This is a genomic window from Streptomyces sp. NPDC007162 (assembly GCF_040634175.1).
Taxonomy (GTDB): Bacteria; Actinomycetota; Actinomycetes; order Streptomycetales; family Streptomycetaceae; genus Streptomyces.
Genome location: NZ_JBEYFC010000084.1, coordinates 1 through 25,141 on the forward strand (window position 1 = coordinate 1; position 25,141 = coordinate 25,141).

Consider the following 25,141-nt stretch of genomic DNA (forward strand, 5'->3'; position numbering starts at 1 on the left):
GCGACACGCGGACCGATGATGTTGAAGGCCGAATGGAATAGGTCTACGGTAGGCGTCGTTGAGTTCGTTGAATGTTAAACATCAACGGGACCCGTCCCCCTCAAGGAGCACCCCATGAGCATCTTCGGCCGCAAGAACGACGCCTCCGACACCGGCTCGACCGCCGACCTCGCCGCGCTGACCGGCGACTACACGATCGACCCGGCCCACAGCACGCTCGGCTTCGTGGCCCGCCACGCGATGGTCACCAACGTCAAGGGCAGCTTCCAGGACTTCGAGGGCACGCTGCACCTGGACGGCGAGGACCCCTCGAAGTCCACGGCCTCCCTCGACATCCAGATGGCCAGCATCACCACGGGCAGCCCCGACCGCGACGGCCACCTGAAGTCGGCGGACTTCTTCAAGACGGACGAGTTCCCGACGATGACCTTCCGCTCCACCAAGGCGGAGGCCCTCGGCGACGAGGACTACCGCATCACCGGCGACCTCACGATCCTCGGTGTCACCAAGCCGGTCACCATCGACCTGGAGTTCAACGGCGCCGCCAAGGACCCGTTCGGCAACGAGCGCGTCGGCTTCGAGGGCAAGGCCGAGATCAAGCGCTCCGACTGGGGCGTGACGTGGAACGCGGCGCTGGAGACCGGTGGTGTCCTCGTCTCCGACAAGATCAAGCTGAACTTCGACATCTCGGCGATCAAGAGCGCGTGACCCGACGGCACGGAACCGCCGAAGACGCCCGCGGTTCCCGAGCCCACCCGGTCCCCGCCCCGCCGCTTCCGTAGCGCCCGTCCTCCGCTTGCCGCGGCGGGCCGGGCGCTCGGTCATGTCGGGGGCCCTTCGGGGGCGGTGAACTCCTGGGGTCGGGCCCCCTCCCGGACCCTCGAGTTCAGGCGGATCACCTGGCTCCGTCAGCTGACGGTCGATCCGGCGCAACCTTCCGCGGCTTTGGCGTGTCCACGTACTGTGCTGACATTACGTGGAACATGGCGGACAGCGGCGGCCGCCGCATTCGCGACGGCCGTCCTGGCGCTCGCGACCCCGGCCGCGCACGCCGCCGGAACGACGCTCGTCCTGGACACCCAGGAGAACTACTACCTCCCCACCCAGGGCGAGGGCCCGAACCTGGCCCTCGGCATCACCGCCTCGGGCGGGGACGCCCACGGCGTCTCGGTCGCGGTCGACGCGTCGTCCCTCGCCGGGAAGGCGACGATGGTGGTCACGGGGGACTGCGTGAGCACCGGCGCCCTCAAGGTCAGATGCGACGTGGGCCCGCTGTCGGGCGGGGAGTCGATCGACCCGTTCTTCCTGAAGCCCACCGCGGGCGCCAAGGCGGGCGACACCGGTGCCATCACCTACACCGCCACCGCCTCCGACGCGCCCACCGTGACCGGGAAGACGGACGTCCTGGTCGGCGGCCCGAAGCTCGTCACCCGGCCCTACCCCGCGCTCAAGGGCATCGCGCCCGGCGCCGTCTTCGAGCGCACCCCGGCCTTCGCCGACACCGGCGCCGCCCCCGCCGACAAGGGCGTCATGCTGCTGGTTCAGGACTCCGACGGCGTCTCCCTCGCCCGCACTCACTCCAACTGCCATTACTCGGACTCGCCCGACGCCGGCGCCTGGTGCCGGTTCGACACCCCGGTCACGCCCGGCTCGGCCTACGAGACGGACGCGCCGCTGCGCTACACCGCCGCCGCGGACACGATGTACGGCTACAACACCTACGTCGTGTGGCCGGTCGGCGGCACCCCGCCCGACTCCTTCGACCCGTCCGACTTCCCCGAGACCGGCACCGGCGCGCCGCTCGGCCTGAAGTCCGTCGCCCCCGGCTCCGGCTTCACCGGCTCCGGATACGGCACCTTCGCCACCACCCAGCACGCCGACTACCAGGCGCTCGGTGACACGGTCGAGGGCAGGGTCGGCGAGACGGTGAGCATCACCGTGGGCGTGCGGAACACCGGGCCGGGCCGGATGGGCTTCCCGTGGACGGACGCCGACAACTCCGGCACCTTCGTGGTGACCCCGCCCGCCGGGACCACCATCACCGGCGCCCCCGGCCCCGGCGAGCAGGGCGATCCCGGGCCGCTGTGGAACTGCACACCGCGGAAGGCCGGCGCGAAGAGCTACACCTGCGAGATCGGCAGCACGGACTTCGGGCCGGGCGACTCGGTGAGCCAGGAGTTCACGGTGCGGATCGACCGGGTCGTCCCCGGCGCGCAGGGCAGCGTGAAGGCGGTGGAGAACCCCGACTACCCCAACCGTGACGACGACGCGGCGAACGACACCGCGGCGATCGCGGTGACGGCCACCGGCTCGGCGACGTCCAGCCCGTCGCCCGGCACCTCCGCGTCCCCGTCGGCCACGGCCACCGCGAGCCCGTCGGGCTCCGGGGCGGGAACCGGGACCGGGACGACGACGGGCGGTGGGCTCGCCGCCACGGGCACGGACGGAGTCCTGCTGCGGGCGGGCACCGCCGTCCTGCTGGTGGCGGGCGGCGCGCTGGTGTTCCTGACGGCGCGCAGGTCGCGGCCACGGAGCGGCCGCTGACGCCGGGACCGGCGTTCCGTCACCTCGCGAACCGCACGTCGACACGGTGCGGGTGCGGTTCGTTTCCGTACCGGCAGCAGGTGCTGTGCGTTCGGGCAGAGGCCGATCGGAGGCGCACCGGGGACAGGTCGAGGACAGGGCGATCGAGTCCGGTCAGAAGCCGCCGCCGAAGTCCCCGCTGTCCCCTCCCCCGCCGCCCCCGAAATCGCCGCCTCCCCCGAAGTCGCCGAAGTCCCCGGGGTCGAAGTTCGCGCCCGAGACGTCGCCGCCCTGGTGGCCGCCGGTGTCGAAGCCGCCGAAGTCGCCGTAGCCGGTGCCGTAGTCGGCCGCGTAGGCGGGGGCGGACATCCAGCCGCCCAGGGCGGTGCCGAGGAGGAGACCGGGCAGGATGCCGCCGCCGAAGTAGCCGCCCGCCCAGGGACCGTAGGCCGGCCCCGCGTCCCAGTAGGGTCGGCGGCCCAGGTCGGTGTCGACCTCGCGGACCACCGGGTCCCGGCCGTCGGCCAGCCGGGTGGCGTCGGCCGCGCAGACCGGTACCTCACGGGGTGCGCCACCGGGCGGGGTCCAGGTGGCGTCCGTGACCGAGGGGCCGTGCCGGGGGTCGAAGAAGCACGGCGGCCGGCGCTCGGGGAGCGGTGTTCCGGTGCGGCGGGCGGCCAGCTGGGCCAGCGAGAACCGACCGTCCTCCAGGGCCTCGGTGACCGCGCGGACGTCCTCCGGTCTCCGGGCGTCGGCCATGGCCGACTTCGCCTGGTCGTAGGCGTTCAGCGCCCGCTCGTAGTCGGCGCGCATCGCGCCGTCCGCGCCGGACTCGGCCGGATGGAAGTCGAGCCGGTCCAGTTCCTCGCCGAACGCGGTGATGTCCTCGTCCACGACCACCCGGAGCCGGTCCAGCGCGGCCCGCTGCTCCTGTTCGTGGCGCCGGCGGCTGCGGCGGACCAGCGCGTACGCGCCCGCGCCACCGGCCACGACCACCGCCCCGAGCGCGATCAGCGCCGTGTCGGAGACCCCCGAGCCGGTCGTGGCGCGGCCGCCCCACGAGGCGGGCGCCTTGCCGCCCATGCTGGTCAGGGCGCGGCCGGTGAAGTCGGTGAGCTGGGTGTTCGCGGTCTCGCCCTGGACGCTGGTGACCAGGTTCCGCACGGCCGTGCGGGGCAGCACCGAGGCGTCGGCGCGGGCGTCGAAGCGGTCGCCGAGGCGGACGGCGTACAGGCCGGTGATCCCGGTGGCCGTGCGCAGGTCGGTGAAGAGGTTCCTGGTGGGGTAGCCGGCCGGCAGGACGGCGATGAACAGCGGTTCGTCCGCGTCCTTGATCTGGTGGGCCAGGGTGTCGGCCTCGGCCGTGGACAGCTGGGCGGCGGCCGCCGGGTCGACGTACACCGGGCTCCTGCGCAGGGCGTCGGCGATCGCCGAGACCCCGGTGGCCGCCGTGGCCTGCGGAGCGCCCGCGGTCAGGGCGAGCAGCGCCAGCACGGCGAGCAGCAGCACCGGGAGGCTTCGGGTCCGTCGCGCGGCCTTCATGCTTCGAAATTACCCGAAGCGCGAGGAATTGCCCGAGAAGCGGGGAATGACCGAAGCCTCCCCAGAGCGGTCGTGCGTCACGCTGCCCGGTACGCCTCCGTCAGCTTCTCCACCGCCGCCGCGTACTTCCCGGTCAGCAGCAGATGGTCGGCGTCGGCGAAGGGCTCGGAGACGGCCGCCGTGATCGACTGGCCGACCTTCGCCTGAACGAGCAGCCGGGCCTCGGTGACCAGCCTCCAGCCCGTCGAGGAGGCACCGGCCCGTTCCGCGGCCCTGGCCGCGGCGCCGAGCGCCCGCAGGGTCGCCTCGCCGCCCTTGGGTGCCTTGGTCAGGGTCGTCAGACCCCAGCCGTACGGGTACTGCGGGTCGTACGACGCGTCTCCCACGTTGATCGGCAGCTGTGCCTCGGACTTCGGCCAGGTGACCGGGAGCTGTCCGGTGAAGGCGCGCCTGCCGTAGAGCACGTCGGCCACGCCGTCGCCCTCGGTGCCCGGCAGCCAGGACGCCACCAGGGCGTCGATCCCGCCGAGCCGGTCGCCGATCAGCTGCGGGCGCCCGGAGACGATCAGCACCGCGCACTTCATGGCCGCGCACACCTTGTCCACGGCGGCCCGGTCGGCGGCGGACAGGGTCAGGTCGTGGCCGTTGCCGACGTCTCCGACGCCCTCGGCGTAGGGGGTCTCGCCGACGACGACCACGCCCACGTCGTATCCGGAGGTAGGTGACGAGGCGTCCTTGGAGTAGGTGACGTCCGAAGAGACCCAGCCGGAACTTCTGGGTGAGGATGCGGGACACCGCGTCGTCACGCGCCGTCACTTGTACGACTGCAACGGAACCGGTGCGCAGCAGTGGTCGTACAACTCCTCGACCGGTGATGTCGTGAACACGGCGGCGAACACGTGCCTCGACGTCACGGACAACTCGTCGGCGAACGGTGCGCGGGCGCAGATCTGGTCGTGCACGGGGGCCGCCAACCAGAAGTGGCGTCTTCAGTAGTGCCGTAGGAGTGCTGTGCGACATACGAGCGGGGCGGCGGCCGTGCTGGGCACGGTCGCCGGTGCGGTGCTGCTGGCCGGGTGCGAGTCCATGGCGGCGCCGCTGGCCGCGGTACGGGTCGGGCTGGACGGCAGGCCGCACGCGCTGGTCCGGCCGTGCGGCGACGACCGGGTCCAGGGTCTGTCCCTCAGCGGCACCCGGGCCCGGGACGGCTCCGGGCGCAACCTGTCCGGCTGGCGGGTCGAGAAGACGCTGCGGACCGGGAAGGCGAGCTTCCCGCTCTTCGACCCGCCCGCCGACTGGCACGCCCGGCACACCGGGGCGCAGCACACGGTGGCCGCGTACACCTGTCGACTCGGCTTCGTGAAGGGCGAGGGCGACTACGCGTACAGCACGACGCTGACGTTCCGCACGACCGACCTGGCGAAGCTGAGACCCGGCCGGGTCTGGGCGGACGGCCGGGTGCTGAGCCTCGGCGAGTTCGAGAAGCTCGCCGAGGACTCCTGCTGAACCGGACCGCCTACTCGGCGGGCTCGACGCCGGCCCGCAGCAGGCCGTACGTGTACGCGTCCTCCAGGGCCTGCCAGGACGCGGCGATCACGTTCTCGGCGACGCCCACCGTCGACCACTCGCCGCTGCCGTCGGACGTGGAGATCAGGACCCGGGTCGTGGACTCGGTGCCGTGCTTGCCCTCCAGGATGCGGACCTTGTAGTCGACCAGGTCGAGCTTGGCCAGCTGGGGGTAGATCTTCTCCAGGGCCACCCGCAGCGCCCGGTCGAGGGCGTTGACCGGGCCGTTGCCCTCCGCCGTGGCGACGATGCGCTCGCTCTTCGCCCAGAGCTTGACCGTGGCCTCGTTGGCGTGGGTGCCGTCGGGGCGGTCCTCGACGATGGCCCGCCAGGACTCGACGCGGAAGTAGGAGCGGGGTTTGCCCTCGACCTCGGCGCGCAGGAGCAGTTCGAAGGAGGCGTCGGCCGCCTCGTAGGTGTACCCCCTGAGCTCGCGCTCCTTGACGCGTTCCACCACCCGGCCGACCAGTTCCCGGTCGTCGCCGAGGTCGACGCCCAGTTCCTTGCCCTTGAGCTCGATGGAGGCGCGGCCGGCCATGTCGGAGACCAGCATGCGCATGGTGTTGCCGACGAGGGAGGGGTCGGTGTGCTGGTAGAGGTCGGGGTCGACCTTGATGGCCGAGGCGTGCAGGCCAGCCTTGTGGGCGAAGGCCGAGACACCCACGTACGGCTGGTGGGTGGAGGGGGTGAGGTTGACGACCTCGGCGATGGCGTGGGAGATCCGGGTCATCTCGCGCAGCCGGCCGTCGGGCAGCACCTTCTTGCCGTACTTCAGCTCCAGCGCGGCGACCACCGGGAACAGGTTGGCGTTGCCGACGCGCTCGCCGTAGCCGTTCGCCGTGCACTGCACGTGGGTGGCGCCCGCGTCGACGGCGGCGAGGGTGTTGGCGACCGCGCAGCCGGTGTCGTCCTGGGCGTGGATGCCGAGCCGGGCGCCGGTGTCGGCGAGGACGGTGGAGACCACGGCGTTGACCTGGGCGGGGAGCATGCCGCCGTTGGTGTCGCAGAGGATGACGACGTCTGCGCCGGCGTCCGAGGCGGCGCGGACGACCGCCTTCGCGTACTCGGGGTTGGCGCGGTAGCCGTCGAAGAAGTGCTCGCAGTCGACGAAGACCCGGCGGCCCTGGTCCTTGAGGAAGGAGACGGTGTCGCGGACCATCTCCAGGTTCTCGTCGAGGGTGGTGCGCAGGGCCAGCTCGACGTGCCGGTCGTGGGACTTGGCGACCAGCGTGATCACCGGGGCGCCGGATTCCAGCAGCGCCTTGACCTGGGGGTCCTCCGCCGCCCTGGCACCCGCCCTGCGGGTCGCTCCGAAGGCGACGAGCTGGGCGTGCCTGAAGTCGATCTCCTGCTGGGCCCGGGCGAAGAACTCGGTGTCCCTGGGGTTGGCACCCGGCCAGCCGCCCTCGATGAAGCCCACGCCGAAGTCGTCCAGGTGCCGGGCGATGGCGAGCTTGTCCGCGACGGTGAGGTTGATGCCCTCGCGCTGCGCGCCGTCGCGCAGCGTGGTGTCGAAGACGTGGAACGAGTCGTCGAGCTCGCTGGTTTCCGTCTCGGTCATGGTCTCAAGGCTCCTGATGTCGAATCTCGGTCGTACCGGAATGACCGGCTCCACCGTGCCTCCATGGTCCCTCGCGCCTGCCTCCCGGCTGAAGGTGGGCCGGAAAACGAAAAAACCCCTCGCGGGTGCGAGAGGTCTGCGCGCGGGTCGAGGACGACGATGGCCACCCGTACCTGGTCGTACGTGGTGGTCACTGCGGACCGGCGCGCCTGCTGCCAATAATCATGGCGAACGAGAGCACGGGGGCAGTGTGGCACAACCGCGCCCCCGGCTCACTCACCGTCTCAGGATGCGGTCGTCACTCCGGGTGTCGCACGAGATCCGCTGCCAGGAACTCCCGTACGTGGCCGAGGGCCCGGGTGCGGTCCGTGCCGCGCAGGCCGATCGCCACATGGATGGAGAAGCCGTCGAGCAGGGCACGCAGGCGGGTGGCGAAGCGGTCCGGGTCGACCGCGCGGAACTCGCCCGTGGACACGCCCTCCGCGAGGAGCGCCACCAGGTCGCGGTGCCAGGCGCCCTCGATGGCGGCCTGCCGGTCGCGGGCGGCCTCCCCGGCGTTCTGCGAGCGGTTCCAGACCTCCAGCCAGAGCGTCCAGTGCGGGTCGCGGTGCCCGTCGGGCACGTACAGGTCGACGTACCCGTCCAGGCGCTCGCGGACGGTGCCGGGCCGGGTGAGCAGCCGGCCGCGCTCGGCGCCCAGCCGGCCCTCGCTCCATTCCAGGGTCTGGAGCAGGAGCTCGTCCTTGGAGTGGAAGTAGTAGAGGAGGTGGCCGCTGCTCATCCCGACCTCGCGGCCGAGGGCGGCCATGGTGAGCTTCTCCAGACCACGGTCGGCGATCATGGTCATGGCGGCGGCGAGCACGTCCTCGCGGGGCGGGGCGTTCCTGCGCGCACCGGCCATGTTCCGCTCCTGGATTCCTAGATCTTCGGCTGCTGCTGGGTGATGCAGTGGATGCCGCCGCCGCCCGCGAAGATCGTACGGGCGTCCACCAGGGTCACGGTCCGCTCGGGGAAGAGACGGCGGAGGATCCCGGCCGCGGTCTCGTCGCGCGGGTCGTCGAAGCCGCACAGCACGACTCCGCCGTTGCAGAGGTAGTGGTTGATGTAGGAGTAGTCCGCCCAGTGTCCGTCGGCCTCCAGGACGGTCGGCGCAGGGACCTCGACGACCTCCAGGGCGCGGCCGCGGGCGTCGGTCGCGGACCGCAGCAGCCCGATGACCTCCCTGGTGACCTCGTGGTCGGGGTGCGCCGGGTCCGGCTGGTGGTGGGCGACCACGACCCCGGGGCGGGCGAAGGCGGCGACGATGTCGACGTGGCCGAGGGTGCCGAAGCCGTGCGGGGGGTAGTCGCCGGTGAGTCCGCGCGGCAGCCAGATCGCCTTGCGGGTGCCGAGCATCCCGTGGATCTCGGCCTCGACCTCCTCGCGGCTCCAGCCCGGGTTGCGCTCCGGGCCGAGCTGTACGGTCTCCGTCAGCAGGACCGTCCCCTCGCCGTCGACGTGGATCGCGCCCCCCTCGTTCACCAGCTTCGAGGCGTACGTCCGCGCGCCCGCGAGGTCCGCGACCTGGGCGGCGACCTTCGCGTCGTGTTCCCAGCGGGCCCAGTGCTGGGCACCCCAGCCGTTGAACGTCCAGTCCACGGCGGCGAGTTCACGCCCGTTGGTGAGGAACGTGGGGCCAATGTCCCGCATCCAGGCGTCGTCGAGGTCCCGTTCGACGGTGTCGACGCCGGGGCCGAGCAGCGCCTGCGCCTCGGCCGACCGGCCGGGACCGCACACGACGGTCACCGGTTCGAAGCGGAGGATCGCACGGGCCACCGACGCCCAGGCCGTCCGGGCGGCGATGAGGTCGTCCGGGTCGTCGAAGGTGGGGTTGGGGCCCGGCCACGCCATCCAGGTGCGCTCGTGCGGGGTCCATTCGGCGGGCATCCGGAAGCCGTCGGAGGCAGCAGTCATCGGTGATCCTCAGAGGAAGTACAGGCGGTTGAGGGAGACGGAGTCGGCGGGCTTGGAGCGCAGCGGCTCGCCGTCGAGGGTGACCAGTCCGGTGCGCTGGTCGACGTCGACCGCTCCGGTACGGGAGTTGAGCCGCAGGTCGGCCGGGCCGATGCCGCGGGTGCCGCGGACGGCGACCCGGCGGCGCCGGGTGGGCATGGTGTCGTTGCCCTGGTCGAGCGCGGCCCGGGCGACGAACGCCACCGAGAGGTCGGCGGGGGTCGCCCCGTGGGCCCCGAACTGCGGTCCCAGGACGAGGGGTTCGCAGGTGTCGGTGGCCGCGTTCGGGTCGCCGGTCACGCCGTACGCGGGGAAGCCGGACTTGAGGACGAGCTGCGGCTTGGCGCCGAAGTACTCGGGGGACCACAGCACGATGTCGGCGAGCTTGCCGACCTCGATCGAGCCGACCTCGTGGGCGAGGCCGTGGGCGATGGCGGGGTTGATGGTCAGCTTGGCGATGTAGCGCAGCACGCGCTCGTTGTCGTGCCCGCCGTCCGGGGCGCCCAGTTCGGCCTTCATCTTCCCGGCCATCGCGAAGGTGCGGCGGACGGTCTCGCCGGCCCGGCCCATGCCCTGCGCGTCGGACGAGGTGATGCCGATCGCGCCCAGGTCGTGCAGCACGTCCTCGGCTCCCATGGTGCCGGCCCGGATGCGGTCGCGGGCCATGGCGGCGTCGCCGGGCAGGTCGGTCTTGAGGTCGTGGACGGAGACGATCATCCCGTAGTGCTCGGCGACCGCGTCCCGGCCGAAGGGCAGGGTGGGGTTGGTGGAGGAGCCGATGACGTTGGGGACACCGGCCATCTTCAGGACGTTCGGCACGTGTCCGCCGCCGCAGCCCTCGATGTGGAAGGCGTGGATGGTACGGCCTTCGAGCACCCGGAGGGTGTCCTCCACGGACAGGCACTCGTTCAGCCCGTCGCTGTGCAGGGCGACCTGGACGTCGTGTTCCTCGGCGACCCGGAGGGCGGTGTCCAGCGCCCGGGTGTGGGCGCCCATGTCCTCGTGCACCTTGAAGCCGCAGGCGCCGCCCTCGGCCAGCGCCTCGACCAGCGGCGCCCGGTGCGAGGACGAACCCCGGCCCAGGAAACCGATGTTGACCGGCCAGGCGTCGAAGGCCCCGAACGCGTGCCGCAGCGCCCAGGGCGAGTTGACGCCCACCCCCCACACCGGCCCGAACTCCTGCCCGATGATCGTGGTCACGCCGGAGGCCAGCGAGGCCTCCATGATGCGCGGGGACAGCAGATGGACGTGGGTGTCGACGGCCCCGGCGGTGGCGATCAGGCCCTCGCCGGACACGATGGACGTGCCGGTGCCGACCACGACGTCCACCCCGTCGAGGGTGTCGGGGTTGCCGGCCCGCCCGATCGAGCAGATGCGCCCTTCCCTGATGCCGATGGACACCTTCCGGATGCCGAGCACGGCGTCGATGACGACGGCGTTGCTGATGACGACGTCACAGGTGTCCCGGACGGCGGCGGCCTTCAGGTGCAGTCCGTCGCGGGCGGTCTTGCCGAACCCGGCGAGGAACTCGTCGCCGTAGCGCTGGGAGTCGTCCTCGACGCGGATCACCAGGCCCGAGTCGCCGAGCCGGACGCGGTCGCCGGCGCGCGGGCCGTGGGTGGCCGCGTACTCGTGCGGGGTGAGGCGGCGGGCCTCGGCGGGGTGGCCCCCGGGGCGGCTCATCGGTCGGTCTCCCCGGTCTCCGGTACGCCCAGGTAGCCGCAGGCGGCCGCCCTGCGCAGGGCCTCCTCGCGGGCGCCGGGCGCGTCCAGCGGGCCGTCCACGAGCCCGGCGAAGCCGATGGCGACCCGGGCGCCGCCGATCGGTACGAGACCGACCTCCTGCGACTCCCCGGGCCCGAACCGCACGGAGGAGCCGGCGGGGACGGCGAGCCGCAGCCCGTAGGCCGCGGCACGGTCGAAGTCGAGGCGCGGGTTGGCCTCGAAGAAGTGGAAGTGCGAGGTGACGGAGACCGGGACGGTGGCGGTGTTGGTGACGGTCAGCCGTAGGACCGCCTCCGGGTCGCTGTGCGCGGGACCGGGCAGCAGCGCACCCGGAGCCGTCTCCCCGAGGCCCGCGCCCCCGATCGGGTCGGTGACGACCGCGAGCCGCGACCCGTCGTCGAAGACGGCCTCGACGTGCACCTCGGTGACGACGTCGGCGACGCCGGGCAGCACGTCGGCCGGGCCGAGGACGGCACGGGCGGCCTCGACGGCCTCGGCGAGCCGCTTTCCGTCCCGGGCGGCCTCGCAGACGGTGTCCGCGATCAGCGCGGTGGCCTCGGGCACGTTGAGCCTGAGGCCCCGCGCGCGGCGGGCACGGGCGAGCTCGGCGGCTCCGAAGAGCAGCAGCCGGTCGCGTTCGGTGGGGGTCAGCCGCATCTCGTTCCCTTCACTTTGAACGTCACTCTAATGAGGGACACCCGTAAGGGAAAGGATTCCCCCAAGCATCATGGCTCACATTGAACGCTGTTCTAAGTGCAGCGCGATGCGTCCGGCTGCCACCGCCCTTCGGGCTGGGCTGGTGCCGGATGCTGCTCGCCATGCCCAAGGTCCTCGCCATCGGCATGACGGCCCTCCCCCCACCTCCGCGCTGCCGGAGGCCGACGGCTACCTGCTGGGCGGCTTCCGGCCGACGTGGTGTCTGGCGGCGGTGGCGGCGGGCCTGTCGGAGCCGGTCGCCTCCATCACCCTCCCTCTCCCCCACCCGGCACACCTCCCGGCGGGTCCTGCCTGCCCACCTCCGCGGGCCCGGTCGGCAACGCGGGCCTGATGCCCTACTCCATGGGCCGCGACCTGGACGCGATCCTGCCCCGCGCATCCCGGGCCCGCACCACCCACACGGGCCCCCATCGCCTGGAACGCCCAGTCCGCGATGCCCTCCTTCGCGCTCCTCCTCACCGCCATCGGCACGCCTTGGGGCGCTCGCGGGGCGGGATCTACTGGTACCCGGCGGGCTGGAACATGACCCTTGCAGCTTCCTGCTGCCGAGGGCCGTAGGCGGGGCGCTGTACCTGGTGATCTCGCGAACGGTCTTCGAGGTCGAGGAACAGCACGAGGTGGTCACTTCGGCGCGGTCGGGTCTTGCCGCCCTGGTGGGGCGTGCCCGCTGTCCTGGGTGGGCTCGTGGTCCCGCGCGGACCCTTCAGCCGATCCCGGATCCTCGCCCCCGACGGAGCCCCCACCGTGAACGGGGCAGCCGGCGCACGCAGCGCACGCTTCCGCCCGCGCCTGCGCGCCACCAGCCCCCTCCCCCAGTCGCACCGAACGAACCGTCACCGCTGACCATGCGCTCCGTGCACGCTCCGCACCCTGATAAGCGGCCCCGTGCACCCCATCGAGCGACACGTCGGCCGACGACCGAATGAGTACGCGTCGAACGGACGACCGGAGATCGATCAGCCGAGCTGGTGCATCCAGCCGTGCTTGTCCTCCGCCGTGCCGCGCTGGATGTCCAGGAGCGCCTCGCGGAGGCGGAGGGTGACCTCGCCGGGCTCGCCGCCCGACTGCTGCCACTCGGCGCCGGTCCGCTTGACCGTGCCGACCGGGGTGATCACGGCGGCCGTGCCGCAGGCGAAGACCTCGGTGAGGGTGCCGTTCTCCGAGTCGCGCTGCCACTGGTCGATGGAGACCCGGGCCTCCTCGGACGCGTAGCCGAGGTCGCGGGCGACGGTCAGGAGGGAGTCGCGGGTGACGCCCTCCAGGATGGAGCCGGACAGGGTGGGGGTGACGATCACCGGCTTTTCATTGGATGCAGCGCCGTACACGAAGTACAGGTTCATGCCGCCGAGTTCCTCGACCCACTTGTGCTCGACCGCGTCGAGGTAGCAGACCTGGTCGCAGCCCTGGGCGGCGGCCTCCGCCTGGGCGAGCAGGGAGGCCGCGTAGTTGCCGCCGGTCTTGGCGTCGCCCATGCCGCCGGGGACGGCGCGGACCCGGTCCTCGGAGGCCCAGATGGAGACCGGCTTGACGCCACCGGGGAAGTAGGCGCCGGCCGGGGAGGCGATGACCAGGAAGAGGTACTCGTTGGCGGGCTTGACGCCCAGGCCGACCTCGGTGGCGATCATGAAGGGGCGCAGGTAGAGGGACTCCTCGCCGCCGTGCGCCGGGACCCAGTCCTTGTCCTGCTGGACCAGGACGTCACAGGCCTCGATGAAGGTCTCCACCGGTAGCTCGGGCATGGCGAGGCGGCGGGCGGAGCGCTGGAAGCGCTTGGCGTTCTGGTCGGGACGGAAGGTGGCCACCGAACCGTCGGGGCGGCGGTAGGCCTTCAGGCCCTCGAAGATCTCCTGGGCGTAGTGCAGGACGTTGGTGGCCGGGTCGAGCGGGATCGGCGCGTACGGGACGAGCTGGCCGTCGTGCCAGCCGCGGCCCTCGGTCCACTTGATCGTCACCATGTGGTCGGTGAAGTGGCGGCCGAATCCGGGGTTGGCGAGGATCGCCTCGCGCTCGGCGGCGGCGGTCGGGTGCGCGGACGGCTTGAGCTCGATCGTGGGCGTCGTCATGAGTGGTAGTCCTTCACCGGTTGTAGTAGTGGCCGCGCTCACACCCCTGTCGTAGGACGTCCGAGCATTCCCTCATACCGCGGCTTCGCGTTCGATTATCGCGCGGAGGCCGGGGTGGAAGGAATCGGGGTGAAAGCGGACCCGGGGTTGATGGTGGCACCCGGTGGCAGGCACGGGGAAGCCGCCGGGTGCGTGTGCGACCCGGCGGCTTCGAAAGTCTTCGTGAGGCTTCGAGAAGGCTCGGCGGGGTCAGCCGGCTACTCGTACGGCCAGCGCGTCGCCGATCTCCGAGGTGGAGCGGGCGGGCTTGCCCTGGCGCTCGGTGAGGTCGGCGGTGACCGCTTCCTCGACGCGGGCGGCCTCGGCCTCGTAGCCGAGGTGGCGCAGCAGCAGGGCGACGGACAGGACCGTGGCGGTCGGGTCCGCCTTGCCCTGGCCGGCGATGTCGGGCGCGGAACCGTGGACCGGCTCGAACATCGAGGGGAACTCGCGGGAGGGGTTGATGTTGCCGCTCGCCGCGACGCCGATGCCGCCGGAGACGGCCGCGGCGAGGTCGGTGATGATGTCGCCGAAGAGGTTGTCGGTGACGATCACGTCGAACCGGGCCGGGTCGGTGACCAGGTAGATGGTGGCCGCGTCGACGTGAATGTAGTCCGTGGTGACCTCGGGGAACTCCTCGGCCACCTTGTTGAAGATGTTCGTCCACAGGTGCCCGGCGAAGGTCAGCACGTTGTTCTTGTGGACCAGCGTGAGCTTCTTGCGCGGACGGGCCTGGGCGCGGGCGAAGGCGTCCCGGACGACCCGCTCGACGCCGTAGGCGGTGTTGACGGACACCTCGGTGGCGACCTCGTGCTCGGTGCCCTTGCGGATGGTGCCGCCGTTGCCGGTGTACGGGCCCTCGGTGCCCTCGCGGACCACGACGAAGTCGATCTCCGGCTCGCCGGCCAGCGGGGTGGCGACACCGGGGAGGAGCTTCGACGGACGCAGGTTGACGTGGTGGTCGAAGGCGAAGCGGAGCTTCAGCAGGAAGCCGCGCTCCAGGACGCCGGACGGGACGCTCGGGTCGCCGATCGCACCCAGCAGGATGGCGTCGTGCTGCTTGAGCGCGTCGAGGTCGGCGTCGGTGAGGGTCTCACCGGTGGCGTGGTAGCGCCGGGCGCCGAAGTCGAACTCCTTGGTCTCCAGCTTCACATCCTGCGGGAGGACGGCGGAGAGGACCTTGAGGCCTTCGGCCACGACTTCCTGCCCGATGCCGTCACCGGGGATCACTGCGAGATCGATGCTGCGAGACATGCCCGGCACCCTACTCCTCGTCCCATGGGATGACACACGGCGTCCGCCATACGGACACCCGATCGGGGGACCGCTCGTCCCGTCGCCCGGCGTTCACCCGTGTGTATGGCGGTTGTTGACGTGTGCTGGGCATCTTTGCGGCATGGACGTCCCCGACTTCGGTATTCCGCCACGGCTCGCCGCCCGGATGAGCATGGCCGAGCAGTACGAGTATCTGCGCACCCGGCTGGTGAGCCGCCGCACCCTGGTGACGGCGGGCGCGGTGGCGGGCGGCGGTCTGCTGGCCGGCTGCGCGGGGAGGTCGGCGAGTCCGGCACCGGCCACCTCGGCGGTCCGGGGCGCGGCGGTCCCGCCGTTCGGACGCCATCTCGCCTTCGGCGCCGACCCGAAGCGGCAGATGCGGATCTCCTGGCAGGTGCCCTCCCCCGTCCGCAGGCCGTTCGTCCGGATCGGCACCCGGCCGGACGACCTGACCCGGCGCGTGGACGCGGAGGTACGGCATCTGCGCACGCCCGGGGTGCAGGGCGTGCGCCCGGTGGTCGAGCAGTACTACCTGCACGCGGCGGTGGACGGCCTCGCCCCCGGCACCACCTACTACTACGGCGTCGGCCACGAGGGCTGGGACCCGGCCGCCCCGGACCACCGCTCCGCCGTCACGCCCCTGCGCACGGCGCCCGCGAGCCCGGAGCGGTTCGTGTTCACGGCCTTCGGCGACCAGGGCGTCGGTCAGGCCGGCCGGGCGAGCGACACCGCGCTGCTGAAGCAGGACCCGGCCTTCCACCTGCACGCGGGGGACATCTGCTACGCCGACGGCAACGGCACCGGGAAGACCTCGGACGGCTACGACGCCCGCGAGTGGGACCGGTTCCTGAAGCAGAACGACCCGGTGGCGCGGTCGGTGCCGTGGATGGTGACGACCGGCAACCACGACATGGAGGCCTGGTACTCCCCCGACGGCTACGGCGGCCAGTACGCCCGCTTCGCCCTCCCGGACAACGGCTTCGATGCGCACGGGGCACCGGGCGTGTACGCGTTCACCTACGGCAACGTCGGCTTCGTGGCGCTGGACGCGAACGACGTATCGTACGAGATACCCGCCAACCTCGGCTACAGCGGCGGCCGGCAGACGGCATGGCTGGAGCGGAAGCTGAAGGAGCTGCGGGCGGCCGGGGAGGTGGACTTCGTCGTGGTCTTCTTCCACCACTGCGCGTACTCGACGTCCTCGCACGCCTCCGACGGCGGGATCCGGGCGGCGTGGCTGCCGTTGTTCGCCCGGTACCAGGTGGACCTGGTGATCAACGGGCACAACCACGTGTACGAGCGCACCGACGCGGTGCAGGACGGCCGGGTCGGCCGCGCGGTCCCGGTCGGCGGGTCGACCGACCCGACCCGGGACGGAATCGTCCACGTCACGGCGGGCGGCGGCGGGCGGGCCCTGTACTCGTTCCCGTCCGGGGTGCGGGACAGCTACGAGGGGCACATCACCCGGCACGACGTGGTGGACAGCTTCCACTGGGCCGAAGGACAGCACAACGCGGCCGAGACGGTGGAGTGGTCGCGGGTGCGGTACACCGGCTTCTCCTTCCTCAAGGTCGAGGCGGAGGCGGGTGGCACCCCGCGGCTGAAGGTGTCGGCGCTGGCCCAGAACGGGGCCCGGATCGACCACTTCGAGATCCGGCGCGGCGGCTGATCCCGGAGTACGGCGCGGCTGTCCCGGCCGCGCCGTACCCCGTGCGGGTGCGGCTCCCGATCAGGGGGACCGCTGCCGGTCAGTGGCCGGTCTCGCCGCCGTTGTCACGGCGGTCGAGGGCGCGCTGGAGGGCGGCGGCTGCGTTCTTGCGCTCGGAGTCGCTCGTGCGGGACACGTGGCGGACTCGGCGGCGGACGGTCGTCTCGGCCATGGGAATCGACTCCTTCGGCATACGTGGAGTACGGCAGGGGGGTTACGAGACGCCGGAAGGGGCGGGGAGCACGGGCCGCAGGGGTTGCCTGCACGGGGCCCGGCTCACGACCGCCATTCGCTTGATCGAGCGAGACGTTCGGCTCCTACAAAAGTAAGGGAGCGGCCCGCTTCTGTCTGCACAATTACTCGGACTTCCTACTATCTGAGACGGCGAGGTCGGCCGGACGGCTCCGAGCAGGCCTTTCAACGGACCGCGCGGCGGCTACCAGGCGACCGGGCCGTGCCGGTCGATGAACCGGCCGGTGCCGGCGCCGGCCGGTTCGGTGGCGAGTCGGACGATCGCGTCGGTGCCCTCGGTGACGGTCTGCGGGCCGCTGTGGGCATTGAGGTCGGTCGCCGTGTAGCCGGGGTCGACGGCGTTGACGCGGACGTCCTTGAAGGCCTTGGCGTACTGGGTGGTGAGCATGACCAGGGCCGCCTTGGAGGAGTTGTACAGCGGTGCCACGACGGTGGACTCGACGCGGTCCGGGTCGTGGGTGACGGCGACCGACCCCAGCCCGCTGCTGACGTTGACCACGACCGGGTCCGCCGACCTGCGCAGCAGCGGCAGGAACGCGGTGGTCGTGCGGATGACGCCGAAGAGGTTGACGTCGAAGACGGCGAGCGCGTCGGCCGCGGTGAGCTCGGCCGGGTCGGCGTGCGGTCCCGCGATACCGGCGTTGTTCACCAGGACGTCGATCCTGCCCTCGCGGGCGGCGACGTCGGCGGCCGCGGCGGCGACCGAGGCGTCGTCGGTGACGTCGATCCGCACGAACCGCGCCCCGAGCGCGTCGGCCGCGGCGGCGCCCTGCTCCGGGTCGCGGGCCCCGAGGAGCACGGTGTGGCCGAGCTCGACGAGACGGCGGGCGGTCTCCCGGCCGAGACCCTTGTTGGCTCCGGTGATGAAGGTGATGGTCATGGGTCGATCCTGCGCCCGGTGCGGATGCGCTGCCAGGGACGCCCCGACCGTAGGAACGGCGGTACCAGGATCGCCGAGGAGGCAGGATGGCGGACATGACCGGGAAAACGACGACCGACCTGGGTACCACCATCCGAGCCTGGCGGGAGCGGCTGTCACCGTCGGACCTGGGACTGCCGGTCGGCCCCGCCCGGCGGGCACCGGGACTGCGCCGCGAGGAACTCGCCGAACGCGCCGGGGTGTCCGTCGACTACGTGGTCCGCCTGGAGCAGGGCCGGGCCACGGCGCCCTCCGGACAGGTGGTCGCCGCCCTCGCCCGCGCCCTGCGGCTGACCCGCACCGAGCGTGAGCACCTCTACCGCATGGCCGGGCTGCTGCCCCCGGACGACGGTCCGATCCCGGACCGCCTCCCACCGGGCGTGCACCGCGTGCTGAACCGGCTCGGCGATGTCGCGGTAGGCGTGTTCACCGCGCACTGGCAGCTGCTGTGCTGGAACCCCGCCTGGGCCGCGCTGCTCGGCGACCCGTCGGACGTTCCGCCACAGCTGCGCAGCCTCGCCCGCGAGCGGTTCCCGGTGGGCGGCGAGGCGGCCCGGCTCTCGGCGTGGCCGGTGCGGGTGGCGAACGGCGACGACTCCGACCGCGCGATCGTGTCGGACCTGCGCCGGGCCACCGGCCGCTTCCCGCACGACGCCCGGCTGGCCGGGCTGATCCGCGAACTGGCCGGCGGCAACGAGCGGTTCGCCCGGCTCTGGGCGGACGGCACGGTGGCCGCCCACCGCGAGGACCGCAAGACGGTCGAGCATCCGGAGGTCGGGCCGGTGGAGGTGGACTGCGACGTCCTCACGGACGGCGATTCGGAACTGAAGATCGTGATCCTGTCGGCGGCGCCGGGCAGCTCGGACCAGGCCGGGCTGTGGGCCCTGTTCCGGCCGTGGGAACGGGGCGGGAAGCCTGCTCGTGGGTCAGGCTTCCCGCCCCGTGCCCGGGTGGAGTGAGGGCGGGGGTCAGCCCATGTGCGGGTACGTGTAGTCGGTCGGCGGGACCAGGGTCTCCTTGATCGCCCGGGTCAGGGTCCAGCGCAGCAGGTTCTGCGGGGCGCCTGCCTTGTCGTTGGTGCCCGAGGCCCGGCCGCCGCCGAAGGGCTGCTGGCCGACGACGGCACCGGTCGACTTGTCGTTGATGTAGAAGTTGCCGGCCGCGTAGCGGAGCTTCTCCATCGTGTACGCGGCGGCCGCGCGGTCGTTGGAGATGACCGAGCCGGTGAGCGCGTAGTCCGACACCGACTCCATCTGGGTCAGCATCTCGTCGTACTTGTCGTCCTCGTAGACGTGCACGGCGAGGAACGGGCCGAAGTACTCGGTGCGGAACACCTCGTTCTCCGGGTCGTCGCAGACGACGACCGTCGGGCGGACGAACCAGCCGACCGAGTCGTCGTAGGAGCCGCCCGCCACGATCTCGCAGGTCGGGTCGGTCTTCGCGCGGTCGATCGCGGCCTTGTTCTTGGCGAAGGCACGCTCGTCGATCACGGCGCCGACGAAGTTCGACAGGTCGGTGACGTCACCCATGGTCAGGTGGTCGACCTCGGCGGCGAACTCCTCGCGGAAGCCGGAATTCCAGATGGACGCCGGGAGGTAGGCGCGGGAGGTCGCGCTGCACTTCTGGCCCTGGTACTCGAAGGCACCGCGGGTCAGGGCGGTCTTGAGGACGGCCCGGTCGGCACTCGGGTGGGCGACGAGGAAGTCCTTGCCGCCGGTCTCGCCCACCAGACGCGGGTAGGTGCGGTACTTCTCGATGTTGTTGCCGACCGTCTTCCAGAGGTACTGGAAGGTCTTGGTGGAGCCGGTGAAGTGGATGCCGGCCAGGTCCCGGTGGGTCAGGGCGACCTCGGAGACCTCGATGCCGTCCCCGGTGACCAGGTTGATGACGCCCTTGGGCAGACCGGCCTCCTCCAGCAGCCGCATCAGCAGGACGGCCGCGTGGGTCTGGGTCGGCGACGGCTTCCAGACGACGACGTTGCCCATGAGGGCGGGGGCCGTCGGCAGGTTGCCCGCGATGGCGCTGAAGTTGAACGGCGTGATCGCGTAGACGAAGCCCTCCAGAGGGCGGTGGTCCATGCGGTTCCACACGCCCGGCGAGTTGGCCGGGGGCTGCTCGGCCAGGATCTGGCGGGCGTAGTGGACGTTGAACCGCCAGAAGTCGATCAGCTCGCAGGGCGTGTCGATCTCGGCCTGCTGGACGGTCTTGGACTGGCCGAGCATGGTCGAGGCGGCGAGGGTCTCGCGCCAGGGGCCGGAGAGCAGTTCGGCGGCGCGCAGGATGATCGCGGCGCGGTCGTCGAAGGACATCGCGCGCCAGGCGGGCGCGGCGGCGAGAGCGGCGTCGATGGCGTCCTGCGCGTCCTGCCGGGTGGCGTGGCGGCCGGTGCCGAGGACGGACTTGTGGTGGTGCGGCTGCACCACCTGGAAGGGCTCGCCGCCGCCGAGCCGCTTCTCACCGCCGATGGTCATCGGCAGCTCGATCGGGTTCTCGGCGAGCTCCTTGAGCTTCGCCTCCAGGCGGGTGCGCTCGGCCGAGCCGGGGGCATAGCCGTGCACCGGCTCGTTGACGGGGGCGGGGACCTGGGTCACAGCGTCCATGGGATCCGTAACTCCTTGTACGTGAGCGGGTGATGAGGCTTGTCGAGCGGGGGGTCTCAGCCCTTGCTGACCATCGAGCGCAGGAAGAAACGCAGGTTCGCCGGCTTCTCCGCCAGCCTGCGCATGAAGTAGCCGTACCAGTCGGTGCCGTAGGCGGTGTAGACGCGCATCCGATGGCCCTCGGCGGCGAGCCTGAGGTGTTCGTCGCTGCGGATGCCGTACAGCATCTGGAACTCGTACTCGTCGGGCTTGCGTCCGGCGCGCCGGGCGAGTTCCTGGGCTATGGAGATCAGGCGCGGGTCGTGGGAGCCGACCATCGGGTACCCCTCGCCCTCCATCAGGGTGCGCAGGACCCGCACGTACGCCTTGTCGATCTCGCTCTTCTGCTGGTGGGCGACCTCGGCGGGCTCCTTGTAGGCGCCCTTGACCAGGCGGACCCGGCTGCCCGCCGCGGCGAGGCGGCGGGCGTCGGCCTCGGTGCGGAAGAGGTAGGCCTGGATGACGCAGCCGGTCCCCGGGAAGTCCTTCCGCAGTTCCTCGTGGATGGCGAACATCGAGTCGAGGGTGGTGTGGTCCTCGGCGTCGAGGGTGACGGTCGTACCGATGGCGGCGGCGGCCTCGACGACGGGCCGGACGTTCGCGAGGGCCAGCTCGTGGCCGCCCGGAAGCGCCTGGCCGAACATGGACAGCTTGACCGACATCTCGACGCGCTCGCCCAGGCCCAGTGTGCGCAGGTGCTCGACGAGCGCCAGGTACGCGTCCCGGGCGGCGGCGGCCTGCCCGGGGGTGGTGATGTCCTCACCGACGACGTCCATCGTCAGCTCCAGGCCGCGGCCCGTGAGCTCTTCGATGACCGGGACGATGTCACCGACCGTCTCACCGGGGATGAAGCGGTCGACGACCTGCTTCGTCACCGGGGCCGCCGAGATCAGGCGACGCATCCGGTCGCTGCGCGACGCGGCGAGAATCACGGGACCCAGCACGGGGCACCTCCACAACACATGCCGGAATGCCGCGATCCGACGATGTGGACACGGCACGGGGAACCACCGTGAAAGGTAGGGATCTCTTCGATCGTCGGCCATCGACAGCTGTCACGCATCCGTGCCGGAGATCTCAGACAGATGTATGAAGGCATCCGCGGATTGCGGGAGAATGCCCGGGTGACGTCGGAATCCAAGGGTGACTACCAGGAGCTGGTCGACGAGATCTCGGAGCTGCTGGGCGCCCCCGCGACCCTGGAGAACCGCGACTTCGAGCTGATCGCCTTCGGGGCGTACGACAGTGAGGGCGACCTCGACCCGTCCGCCCTGGACCCGGTCCGCACCCGTTCGATCCTGACCCGGCGCTCCACTGCGGCGGTCCGTGCCTGGTTCGAGGGCTTCGGCATCACCCGGGCGACCGGTCCGGTCCGGATCCCGCCGACCCCGGAGGCGGGGGTGTACCGGGGAAGGATCTGCCTGCCGGTACGCCATCGGGGTGTCGTCCTCGGCTACGTCTGGCTGTTGGACGGCGATCCCGGCCCGACCGACGCCCAGCTGGCCGCTGCCATGGGGGTGGCCGAGCGGATCGGCGCGCTGCTCGCGGACGAGGCGCAGGCCGGTGCGGGGCTCAGCCGCGAGCTACGGGCGGTGCTGGTCGCGGAGCGGGGCTGGCAGCAGGACATGGCGGTGGCCGAGCTGCGTACGGCTCTGGGGACGCGCGGCGACGGCCCGCACACGCTGGTCTGTGTCGCCCCCTGGCCGTCGGCCGACCCGGACGACGCCCCGTCCCCGCGCACGGTCCCGCACGCGACCGCGCTGTGCACGCTGCCGTGGGGGGCGACGGGGCACAGCCTGGCGGTACTGGTCCGGCTGCGCAGCACCCAGGTGGCCGCGCCCGCCCTGGCGGCGGCGGCCAGGCTGCTCAAGGAGGCGGAGGAGGCCCGGGAGGCCCGATCGGCGGCGGCGCGCGGGGCCGGGGCACGGACGGCTGCGGCCGTGGCGGCGGGGTTCGCCGCGGGCCCGGTGGTGCCGGCGTCGGTCGCGGGGGTGGGCGAGGCCAGGACCGGGCTGGCCGAGCTGGGCGCGGTCTGGCAGGAGGCCGCCGCGGCCGCCCGCGCCGCGCTGGCGGAACCCCGGTTCGGCCCGGTGGCGCAGTGGGCGCGCATCGGCCCCTACCGGCTGCTGACCTCGCTGCCGCCGGAGGCGTCCCGCGACCCGGCCGTGGCCCCGCTGCTCACCCCGGCCCACCGCGAACTGGCCAGGACCGCCGAGGTCTACCTGGACTGCGCGGGCCAGGCGGGGCGTACGGCCGCGGCGCTCGGCATCCACCGGCAGACCCTGTACTACCGCCTGTCCCGCGTCGAACAGCTGACCGGCCTCGACCTGGACGACGGCGAGGACCGGCTGCTGCTGCACATGGCGCTCAAGGGGGCCCGGCTGTAGCCGGCCGGGCCGGCTGGGGACCCGTGGTCAGATCCGGTTGGCGGCCGCGATGATCTGCCGCAGACCCTCGGTGAGGGTGTCGCCGTCGGGTGCGGTCTTCGGGTCGAAGGTCCACTGGGAGATCAGGCCGGACATCAGGGTCATGTAGAAACGGCCGAGGGTGTCGGCGGTCTCGTCGGAGATCTCGTCCTCCGGCACGCCCATCAGCAGCGCGGTCAGTCCCCGGCCGCCCTCGCGCTGGGCGCGCGCCAGCTGGTCGCGCACCTCGGGCAGCTGGTCGCCCATCGCCACCACCTCCACGCTGAGCCGCCACATCGTGCCGGGCTCGCGCATGGTGGCGACGATGTTCGACCAGACCTCGCGGAACCGTTCGAGCGAGCCGGGCACGCTGGTGAGTCCGGCGCCGTCGCCCTCGAAGGACATCTCCTCCACCAGCGCGATGTAGGCCTGGGCGAGCAGCGCGTCCTTGGAGCCGTAGTGGTAGCCGATGGAGGCGAGGTTGGTCCCCGACTCCCTGACGATGTCGCGCGCCGTCGTCCGCGCGAACCCCTTCTCCAGCAGGCAGCGCTTGGCGCCGTCCAGCAGATCCTCACGGTGTCCCATGCGGACCAGCCTACCCCCGGATCCATACAGACGTCCTAGACGGATGACTTATACAAGCGTTCTAGACAAGCGTTTAAGACGCCCGTACATTCGTCGGCATGACGAACCCGAAGAGCACGACCGCCCCCGCACCGGCGGGCCGCCGCGAATGGACCGCACTCGGCGTACTGATGCTGCCGCTGCTGCTGGTCTCGATGGACGTCTCGGTCCTCTACTTCGCCCTCCCGGCGATCGGCGCCGACCTCAGGCCGAGCGGCACCCAGCAGCTGTGGATCCTGGACATCTACGGCTTCGTCCTGGCCGGGCTGCTGATGACGATGGGCGCGCTGGGCGACCGCATCGGCCGCCGGCGCCTCCTGCTGTTCGGCGCCGCGGCCTTCGGCGGCGCCTCACTGCTCGCCGCGTACGCGGACAGCGCAGGCACCCTGATCGCCGCCCGCGCGGTCCTCGGCATCGGCGGCGCGACCCTGATGCCGTCGACGATGGCCCTGCTGCGCACGATGTTCACCGACCCCGGCCAGCGCGCGAAGGCGATCGGCCTGTGGTCCGGGGTGATGACGGGTGGGATCGCGCTCGGCTCGGTGATGAGCGGGATCCTCGTGGAGCACTTCTGGTGGGGGTCGGTCTTCCTGGTCAACCTCCCGGCGATGGCCCTGCTCCTGCTCCTCGGCCCGGTCCTGCTCCCGGAGTCCCGCAACCCCTCCCCCGGCCGCCTCGACTGGCTGAGCGTCCCGCTCTCGATGGCCGCCGTGCTCCCCGTGATCTACGGCGTCAAGGAGATCCCCTCGGAGGGCTGGCACCCGCTGTACGTCGTCTCGGTCACCGTCGGCCTGTTCTTCGCGGCGCTCTTCGTCCACCGCCAGCGCACCACCGACTCCCCGCTGATCCCGCCCGCGCTGCTCAGGGGCCGCGGCTTCACCCCGGCGCTGGTCCTGAACCTCGTCGCCTCGCTCGCCATGATGGGCTCGGCGATCTACACCACGCAGTACCTCCAGGCGGTCCTCGGGATGAGTCCGCTCGCGGCCGCGCTGTGGAGCCTGGTCCCCTCGGTGTTCATCGGGGTCGCGGGGCCTCTCACCGCACAGCTGGTGCAGCGGGGCGTGGACCGGGGGTACGTCGTCGCCGGCGGCTTCGCGGCGATGGCGGCCGGGTTCGTGCTGCTCGCCCTCCTCGGCACCGACTCGCTGTGGCTGGTGCTGACCGGGGCCGGGGTGCTCGCCTGCGGGATGGTGGCGATCATGTCCCAGCTGACCGACCTCGCGATGGGCGGAGCACCGGTGGAACGGGCGGGCACGGCCTCCGCGCTGCTGGAGACCGGCGCGGAGTTCGGCGGGGCGCTCGGCATGGCCGTGCTCGGGTCGATAGGCACCGCGGTCTACCGCCACGAGATGCCGGCCACGGCTCCGGCGGGGGCCCGCGAGACGCTGAGCGGCGCGCTGGTCGCGGCGGCGGGGTTGCCCGGCCGGGCCGGTGAGTCCCTGCTGGCCACCGCGCGGGAGGCGTTCACCAGCGGGATGCAGGGGGCGGCGATCGCGGGGGCGGTTCTGCTGGTGGCGGCCGCGGTGGGAGCGGGGGTGACGCTGCGCAGGGCCGACAGCTAGCGGACGCGCGAACGCCGGGTGGGCCGACAA

The 25,141-nt window shown here is 72.0% G+C and carries 20 protein-coding genes and 3 pseudogenes; 9 read left to right on the forward strand and 14 right to left on the reverse strand.

Annotated elements, in window-relative coordinates; translation table 11 throughout:
• Nucleotides 1-114: 114 nt before the first annotated feature.
• Together ABZ646_RS13010 and ABZ646_RS13015 are read left to right on the forward strand one after the other, a co-directional pair.
• Entirely contained in the window at nucleotides 115-708 is a 594-nt protein-coding gene (locus tag ABZ646_RS13010; RefSeq protein ID WP_360516989.1) for a YceI family protein, read from the forward strand.
• 255 nt (nucleotides 709-963) lie between these two features.
• Nucleotides 964-2,544 carry a hypothetical protein gene (locus ABZ646_RS13015; protein ID WP_360516992.1) on the forward strand — a complete coding sequence of 527 codons (1,581 nt, stop codon included), beginning with the start codon at nucleotides 964-966 and terminating at the stop codon, nucleotides 2,542-2,544.
• A gap of 153 nt (nucleotides 2,545-2,697) precedes the next feature.
• Here the strand turns inward: ABZ646_RS13015 and ABZ646_RS13020 are convergent, their stop codons facing one another.
• Nucleotides 2,698-4,065, reverse strand: a complete 1,368-nt coding sequence (locus tag ABZ646_RS13020; protein WP_360516995.1) for a hypothetical protein — start codon at nucleotides 4,063-4,065, stop codon at nucleotides 2,698-2,700.
• A gap of 77 nt (nucleotides 4,066-4,142) precedes the next feature.
• Nucleotides 4,143-4,817: pseudogene (locus ABZ646_RS13025) on the reverse strand (glycoside hydrolase family 3 C-terminal domain-containing protein); the annotation flags it as partial.
• A 64-nt stretch (nucleotides 4,818-4,881) separates the two neighbouring features.
• On the opposite strand from ABZ646_RS13025, the pseudogene ABZ646_RS13030 reads away from it, so the two are divergent.
• Nucleotides 4,882-5,061 (forward strand): annotated as a pseudogene (locus ABZ646_RS13030) (ricin-type beta-trefoil lectin domain protein); the annotation flags it as partial.
• 15 nt (nucleotides 5,062-5,076) lie between these two features.
• Nucleotides 5,077-5,571: a hypothetical protein gene (locus ABZ646_RS13035; protein WP_360516997.1), complete on the forward strand. Its 495-nt coding sequence runs from the start codon at nucleotides 5,077-5,079 to the stop codon at nucleotides 5,569-5,571.
• 10 nt (nucleotides 5,572-5,581) lie between these two features.
• Here ABZ646_RS13035 and cimA read toward each other — a convergent pair whose 3' ends face one another.
• From cimA to ureA, 5 genes are all read right to left on the reverse strand, one after another.
• Entirely contained in the window at nucleotides 5,582-7,192 is a 1,611-nt protein-coding gene (cimA, locus tag ABZ646_RS13040; protein ID WP_360517000.1) for a citramalate synthase, read from the reverse strand.
• Between the two features lie 298 nt (nucleotides 7,193-7,490).
• Nucleotides 7,491-8,093 (reverse strand): TetR/AcrR family transcriptional regulator, encoded by a 603-nt coding sequence (locus ABZ646_RS13045; RefSeq protein WP_360517003.1) that lies wholly within the window; start codon nucleotides 8,091-8,093, stop codon nucleotides 7,491-7,493.
• Nucleotides 8,094-8,110: 17 nt separating this feature from the next.
• Entirely contained in the window at nucleotides 8,111-9,145 is a 1,035-nt protein-coding gene (locus tag ABZ646_RS13050) for an agmatine deiminase family protein (protein WP_360517006.1), read from the reverse strand.
• A gap of 9 nt (nucleotides 9,146-9,154) precedes the next feature.
• The gene (locus ABZ646_RS13055) at nucleotides 9,155-10,867 is read right to left on the reverse strand and encodes an urease subunit alpha (protein WP_360517009.1); all 1,713 of its coding nucleotides are present in this window, start codon (nucleotides 10,865-10,867) and stop codon (nucleotides 9,155-9,157) included.
• Nucleotides 10,864-11,565 carry an urease subunit gamma gene (ureA, locus tag ABZ646_RS13060; RefSeq protein ID WP_360517012.1) on the reverse strand — a complete coding sequence of 234 codons (702 nt, stop codon included), beginning with the start codon at nucleotides 11,563-11,565 and terminating at the stop codon, nucleotides 10,864-10,866. The genes ABZ646_RS13055 and ureA overlap by 4 nt, the downstream gene beginning before the upstream one ends.
• Before the next feature lie 146 nt (nucleotides 11,566-11,711).
• Between ureA and ABZ646_RS13065 the strand changes: the two are divergent.
• Nucleotides 11,712-12,150, forward strand: a pseudogene (locus ABZ646_RS13065) (cytosine permease); the annotation flags it as partial.
• Nucleotides 12,151-12,581: 431 nt separating this feature from the next.
• Here the strand turns inward: ABZ646_RS13065 and ABZ646_RS13070 are convergent.
• Together ABZ646_RS13070 and ABZ646_RS13075 are read right to left on the reverse strand one after the other, a co-directional pair.
• On the reverse strand, nucleotides 12,582-13,688 hold the full coding sequence (locus ABZ646_RS13070; RefSeq protein WP_360517015.1) for a branched-chain amino acid aminotransferase: 1,107 nt from the start codon (nucleotides 13,686-13,688) through the stop codon (nucleotides 12,582-12,584).
• Between the two features lie 249 nt (nucleotides 13,689-13,937).
• On the reverse strand, nucleotides 13,938-14,981 hold the full coding sequence (locus ABZ646_RS13075) for a 3-isopropylmalate dehydrogenase (RefSeq protein ID WP_360517018.1): 1,044 nt from the start codon (nucleotides 14,979-14,981) through the stop codon (nucleotides 13,938-13,940).
• A gap of 142 nt (nucleotides 14,982-15,123) precedes the next feature.
• Between ABZ646_RS13075 and ABZ646_RS13080 the strand changes: the two genes are divergently transcribed.
• Nucleotides 15,124-16,671 (forward strand): metallophosphoesterase family protein, encoded by a 1,548-nt coding sequence (locus ABZ646_RS13080; RefSeq protein ID WP_360517021.1) that lies wholly within the window; start codon nucleotides 15,124-15,126, stop codon nucleotides 16,669-16,671.
• Nucleotides 16,672-16,750: 79 nt separating this feature from the next.
• On the opposite strand, the gene ABZ646_RS13085 is transcribed toward ABZ646_RS13080, so the two are convergent.
• A complete protein-coding gene (locus ABZ646_RS13085; protein WP_132889751.1) occupies nucleotides 16,751-16,882 on the reverse strand; it encodes a hypothetical protein in 132 nt (43 codons plus the stop codon).
• Nucleotides 16,883-17,146: 264 nt separating this feature from the next.
• Complete coding sequence (locus ABZ646_RS13090) at nucleotides 17,147-17,842, reverse strand: SDR family NAD(P)-dependent oxidoreductase (protein WP_360517024.1); 696 nt, start codon at nucleotides 17,840-17,842, stop codon at nucleotides 17,147-17,149.
• Nucleotides 17,843-17,937: 95 nt separating this feature from the next.
• Between ABZ646_RS13090 and ABZ646_RS13095 the strand changes: the two genes are divergently transcribed.
• Nucleotides 17,938-18,840 (forward strand): helix-turn-helix transcriptional regulator, encoded by a 903-nt coding sequence (locus tag ABZ646_RS13095; protein ID WP_360517027.1) that lies wholly within the window; start codon nucleotides 17,938-17,940, stop codon nucleotides 18,838-18,840.
• 9 nt (nucleotides 18,841-18,849) lie between these two features.
• Here the strand turns inward: ABZ646_RS13095 and pruA are convergent, their stop codons facing one another.
• Nucleotides 18,850-20,481, reverse strand: coding sequence for an L-glutamate gamma-semialdehyde dehydrogenase (gene pruA, locus ABZ646_RS13100; RefSeq protein ID WP_360517030.1), 1,632 nt, complete (start codon nucleotides 20,479-20,481; stop codon nucleotides 18,850-18,852).
• A gap of 56 nt (nucleotides 20,482-20,537) precedes the next feature.
• A complete protein-coding gene (locus ABZ646_RS13105) occupies nucleotides 20,538-21,464 on the reverse strand; it encodes a proline dehydrogenase family protein (RefSeq protein ID WP_360517033.1) in 927 nt (308 codons plus the stop codon).
• A 141-nt stretch (nucleotides 21,465-21,605) separates the two neighbouring features.
• Here ABZ646_RS13105 and ABZ646_RS13110 point away from each other — a divergent pair, with 141 nt between their 5' ends.
• Nucleotides 21,606-22,907 carry a helix-turn-helix domain-containing protein gene (locus tag ABZ646_RS13110; protein WP_360517036.1) on the forward strand — a complete coding sequence of 434 codons (1,302 nt, stop codon included), beginning with the start codon at nucleotides 21,606-21,608 and terminating at the stop codon, nucleotides 22,905-22,907.
• Between the two features lie 27 nt (nucleotides 22,908-22,934).
• On the opposite strand, the gene ABZ646_RS13115 is transcribed toward ABZ646_RS13110, so the two are convergent.
• Nucleotides 22,935-23,510, reverse strand: a complete 576-nt coding sequence (locus ABZ646_RS13115; RefSeq protein WP_360517039.1) for a TetR/AcrR family transcriptional regulator — start codon at nucleotides 23,508-23,510, stop codon at nucleotides 22,935-22,937.
• A 98-nt stretch (nucleotides 23,511-23,608) separates the two neighbouring features.
• Here ABZ646_RS13115 and ABZ646_RS13120 point away from each other — a divergent pair, with 98 nt between their 5' ends.
• Nucleotides 23,609-25,111, forward strand: coding sequence for an MFS transporter (locus ABZ646_RS13120; RefSeq protein WP_360517042.1), 1,503 nt, complete (start codon nucleotides 23,609-23,611; stop codon nucleotides 25,109-25,111).
• Nucleotides 25,112-25,141: the final 30 nt, after the last annotated feature.

Bases quoted from the DNA above. Each gene is read 5' to 3' on its own strand.
- pruA (WP_360517030.1), bottom strand. From the start codon at position 20,481: ATGGACGCTGTGACCCAGGTCCCCGCCCCCGTCAACGAGCCGGTGCAC.
- ABZ646_RS13055 (WP_360517009.1), bottom strand. From the start codon at position 10,867: ATGAGCCGCCCCGGGGGCCACCCCGCCGAGGCCCGCCGCCTCACCCCG.
- ABZ646_RS13010 (WP_360516989.1), top strand. From the start codon at position 115: ATGAGCATCTTCGGCCGCAAGAACGACGCCTCCGACACCGGCTCGACC.
- ABZ646_RS13075 (WP_360517018.1), bottom strand. From the start codon at position 14,981: ATGTCTCGCAGCATCGATCTCGCAGTGATCCCCGGTGACGGCATCGGG.
- ABZ646_RS13070 (WP_360517015.1), bottom strand. From the start codon at position 13,688: ATGACGACGCCCACGATCGAGCTCAAGCCGTCCGCGCACCCGACCGCC.
- ABZ646_RS13045 (WP_360517003.1), bottom strand. From the start codon at position 8,093: ATGGCCGGTGCGCGCAGGAACGCCCCGCCCCGCGAGGACGTGCTCGCC.
- ABZ646_RS13080 (WP_360517021.1), top strand. From the start codon at position 15,124: ATGGACGTCCCCGACTTCGGTATTCCGCCACGGCTCGCCGCCCGGATG.
- ABZ646_RS13095 (WP_360517027.1), top strand. From the start codon at position 17,938: ATGACCGGGAAAACGACGACCGACCTGGGTACCACCATCCGAGCCTGG.
- ABZ646_RS13085 (WP_132889751.1), bottom strand. From the start codon at position 16,882: ATGGCCGAGACGACCGTCCGCCGCCGAGTCCGCCACGTGTCCCGCACG.
- ABZ646_RS13120 (WP_360517042.1), top strand. From the start codon at position 23,609: ATGACGAACCCGAAGAGCACGACCGCCCCCGCACCGGCGGGCCGCCGC.
- cimA (WP_360517000.1), bottom strand. From the start codon at position 7,192: ATGACCGAGACGGAAACCAGCGAGCTCGACGACTCGTTCCACGTCTTC.
- ABZ646_RS13020 (WP_360516995.1), bottom strand. From the start codon at position 4,065: ATGAAGGCCGCGCGACGGACCCGAAGCCTCCCGGTGCTGCTGCTCGCC.
- ABZ646_RS13110 (WP_360517036.1), top strand. From the start codon at position 21,606: ATGTATGAAGGCATCCGCGGATTGCGGGAGAATGCCCGGGTGACGTCG.
- ABZ646_RS13050 (WP_360517006.1), bottom strand. From the start codon at position 9,145: ATGACTGCTGCCTCCGACGGCTTCCGGATGCCCGCCGAATGGACCCCG.
- ABZ646_RS13115 (WP_360517039.1), bottom strand. From the start codon at position 23,510: ATGGGACACCGTGAGGATCTGCTGGACGGCGCCAAGCGCTGCCTGCTG.
- ABZ646_RS13090 (WP_360517024.1), bottom strand. From the start codon at position 17,842: ATGACCATCACCTTCATCACCGGAGCCAACAAGGGTCTCGGCCGGGAG.
- ureA (WP_360517012.1), bottom strand. From the start codon at position 11,565: ATGCGGCTGACCCCCACCGAACGCGACCGGCTGCTGCTCTTCGGAGCC.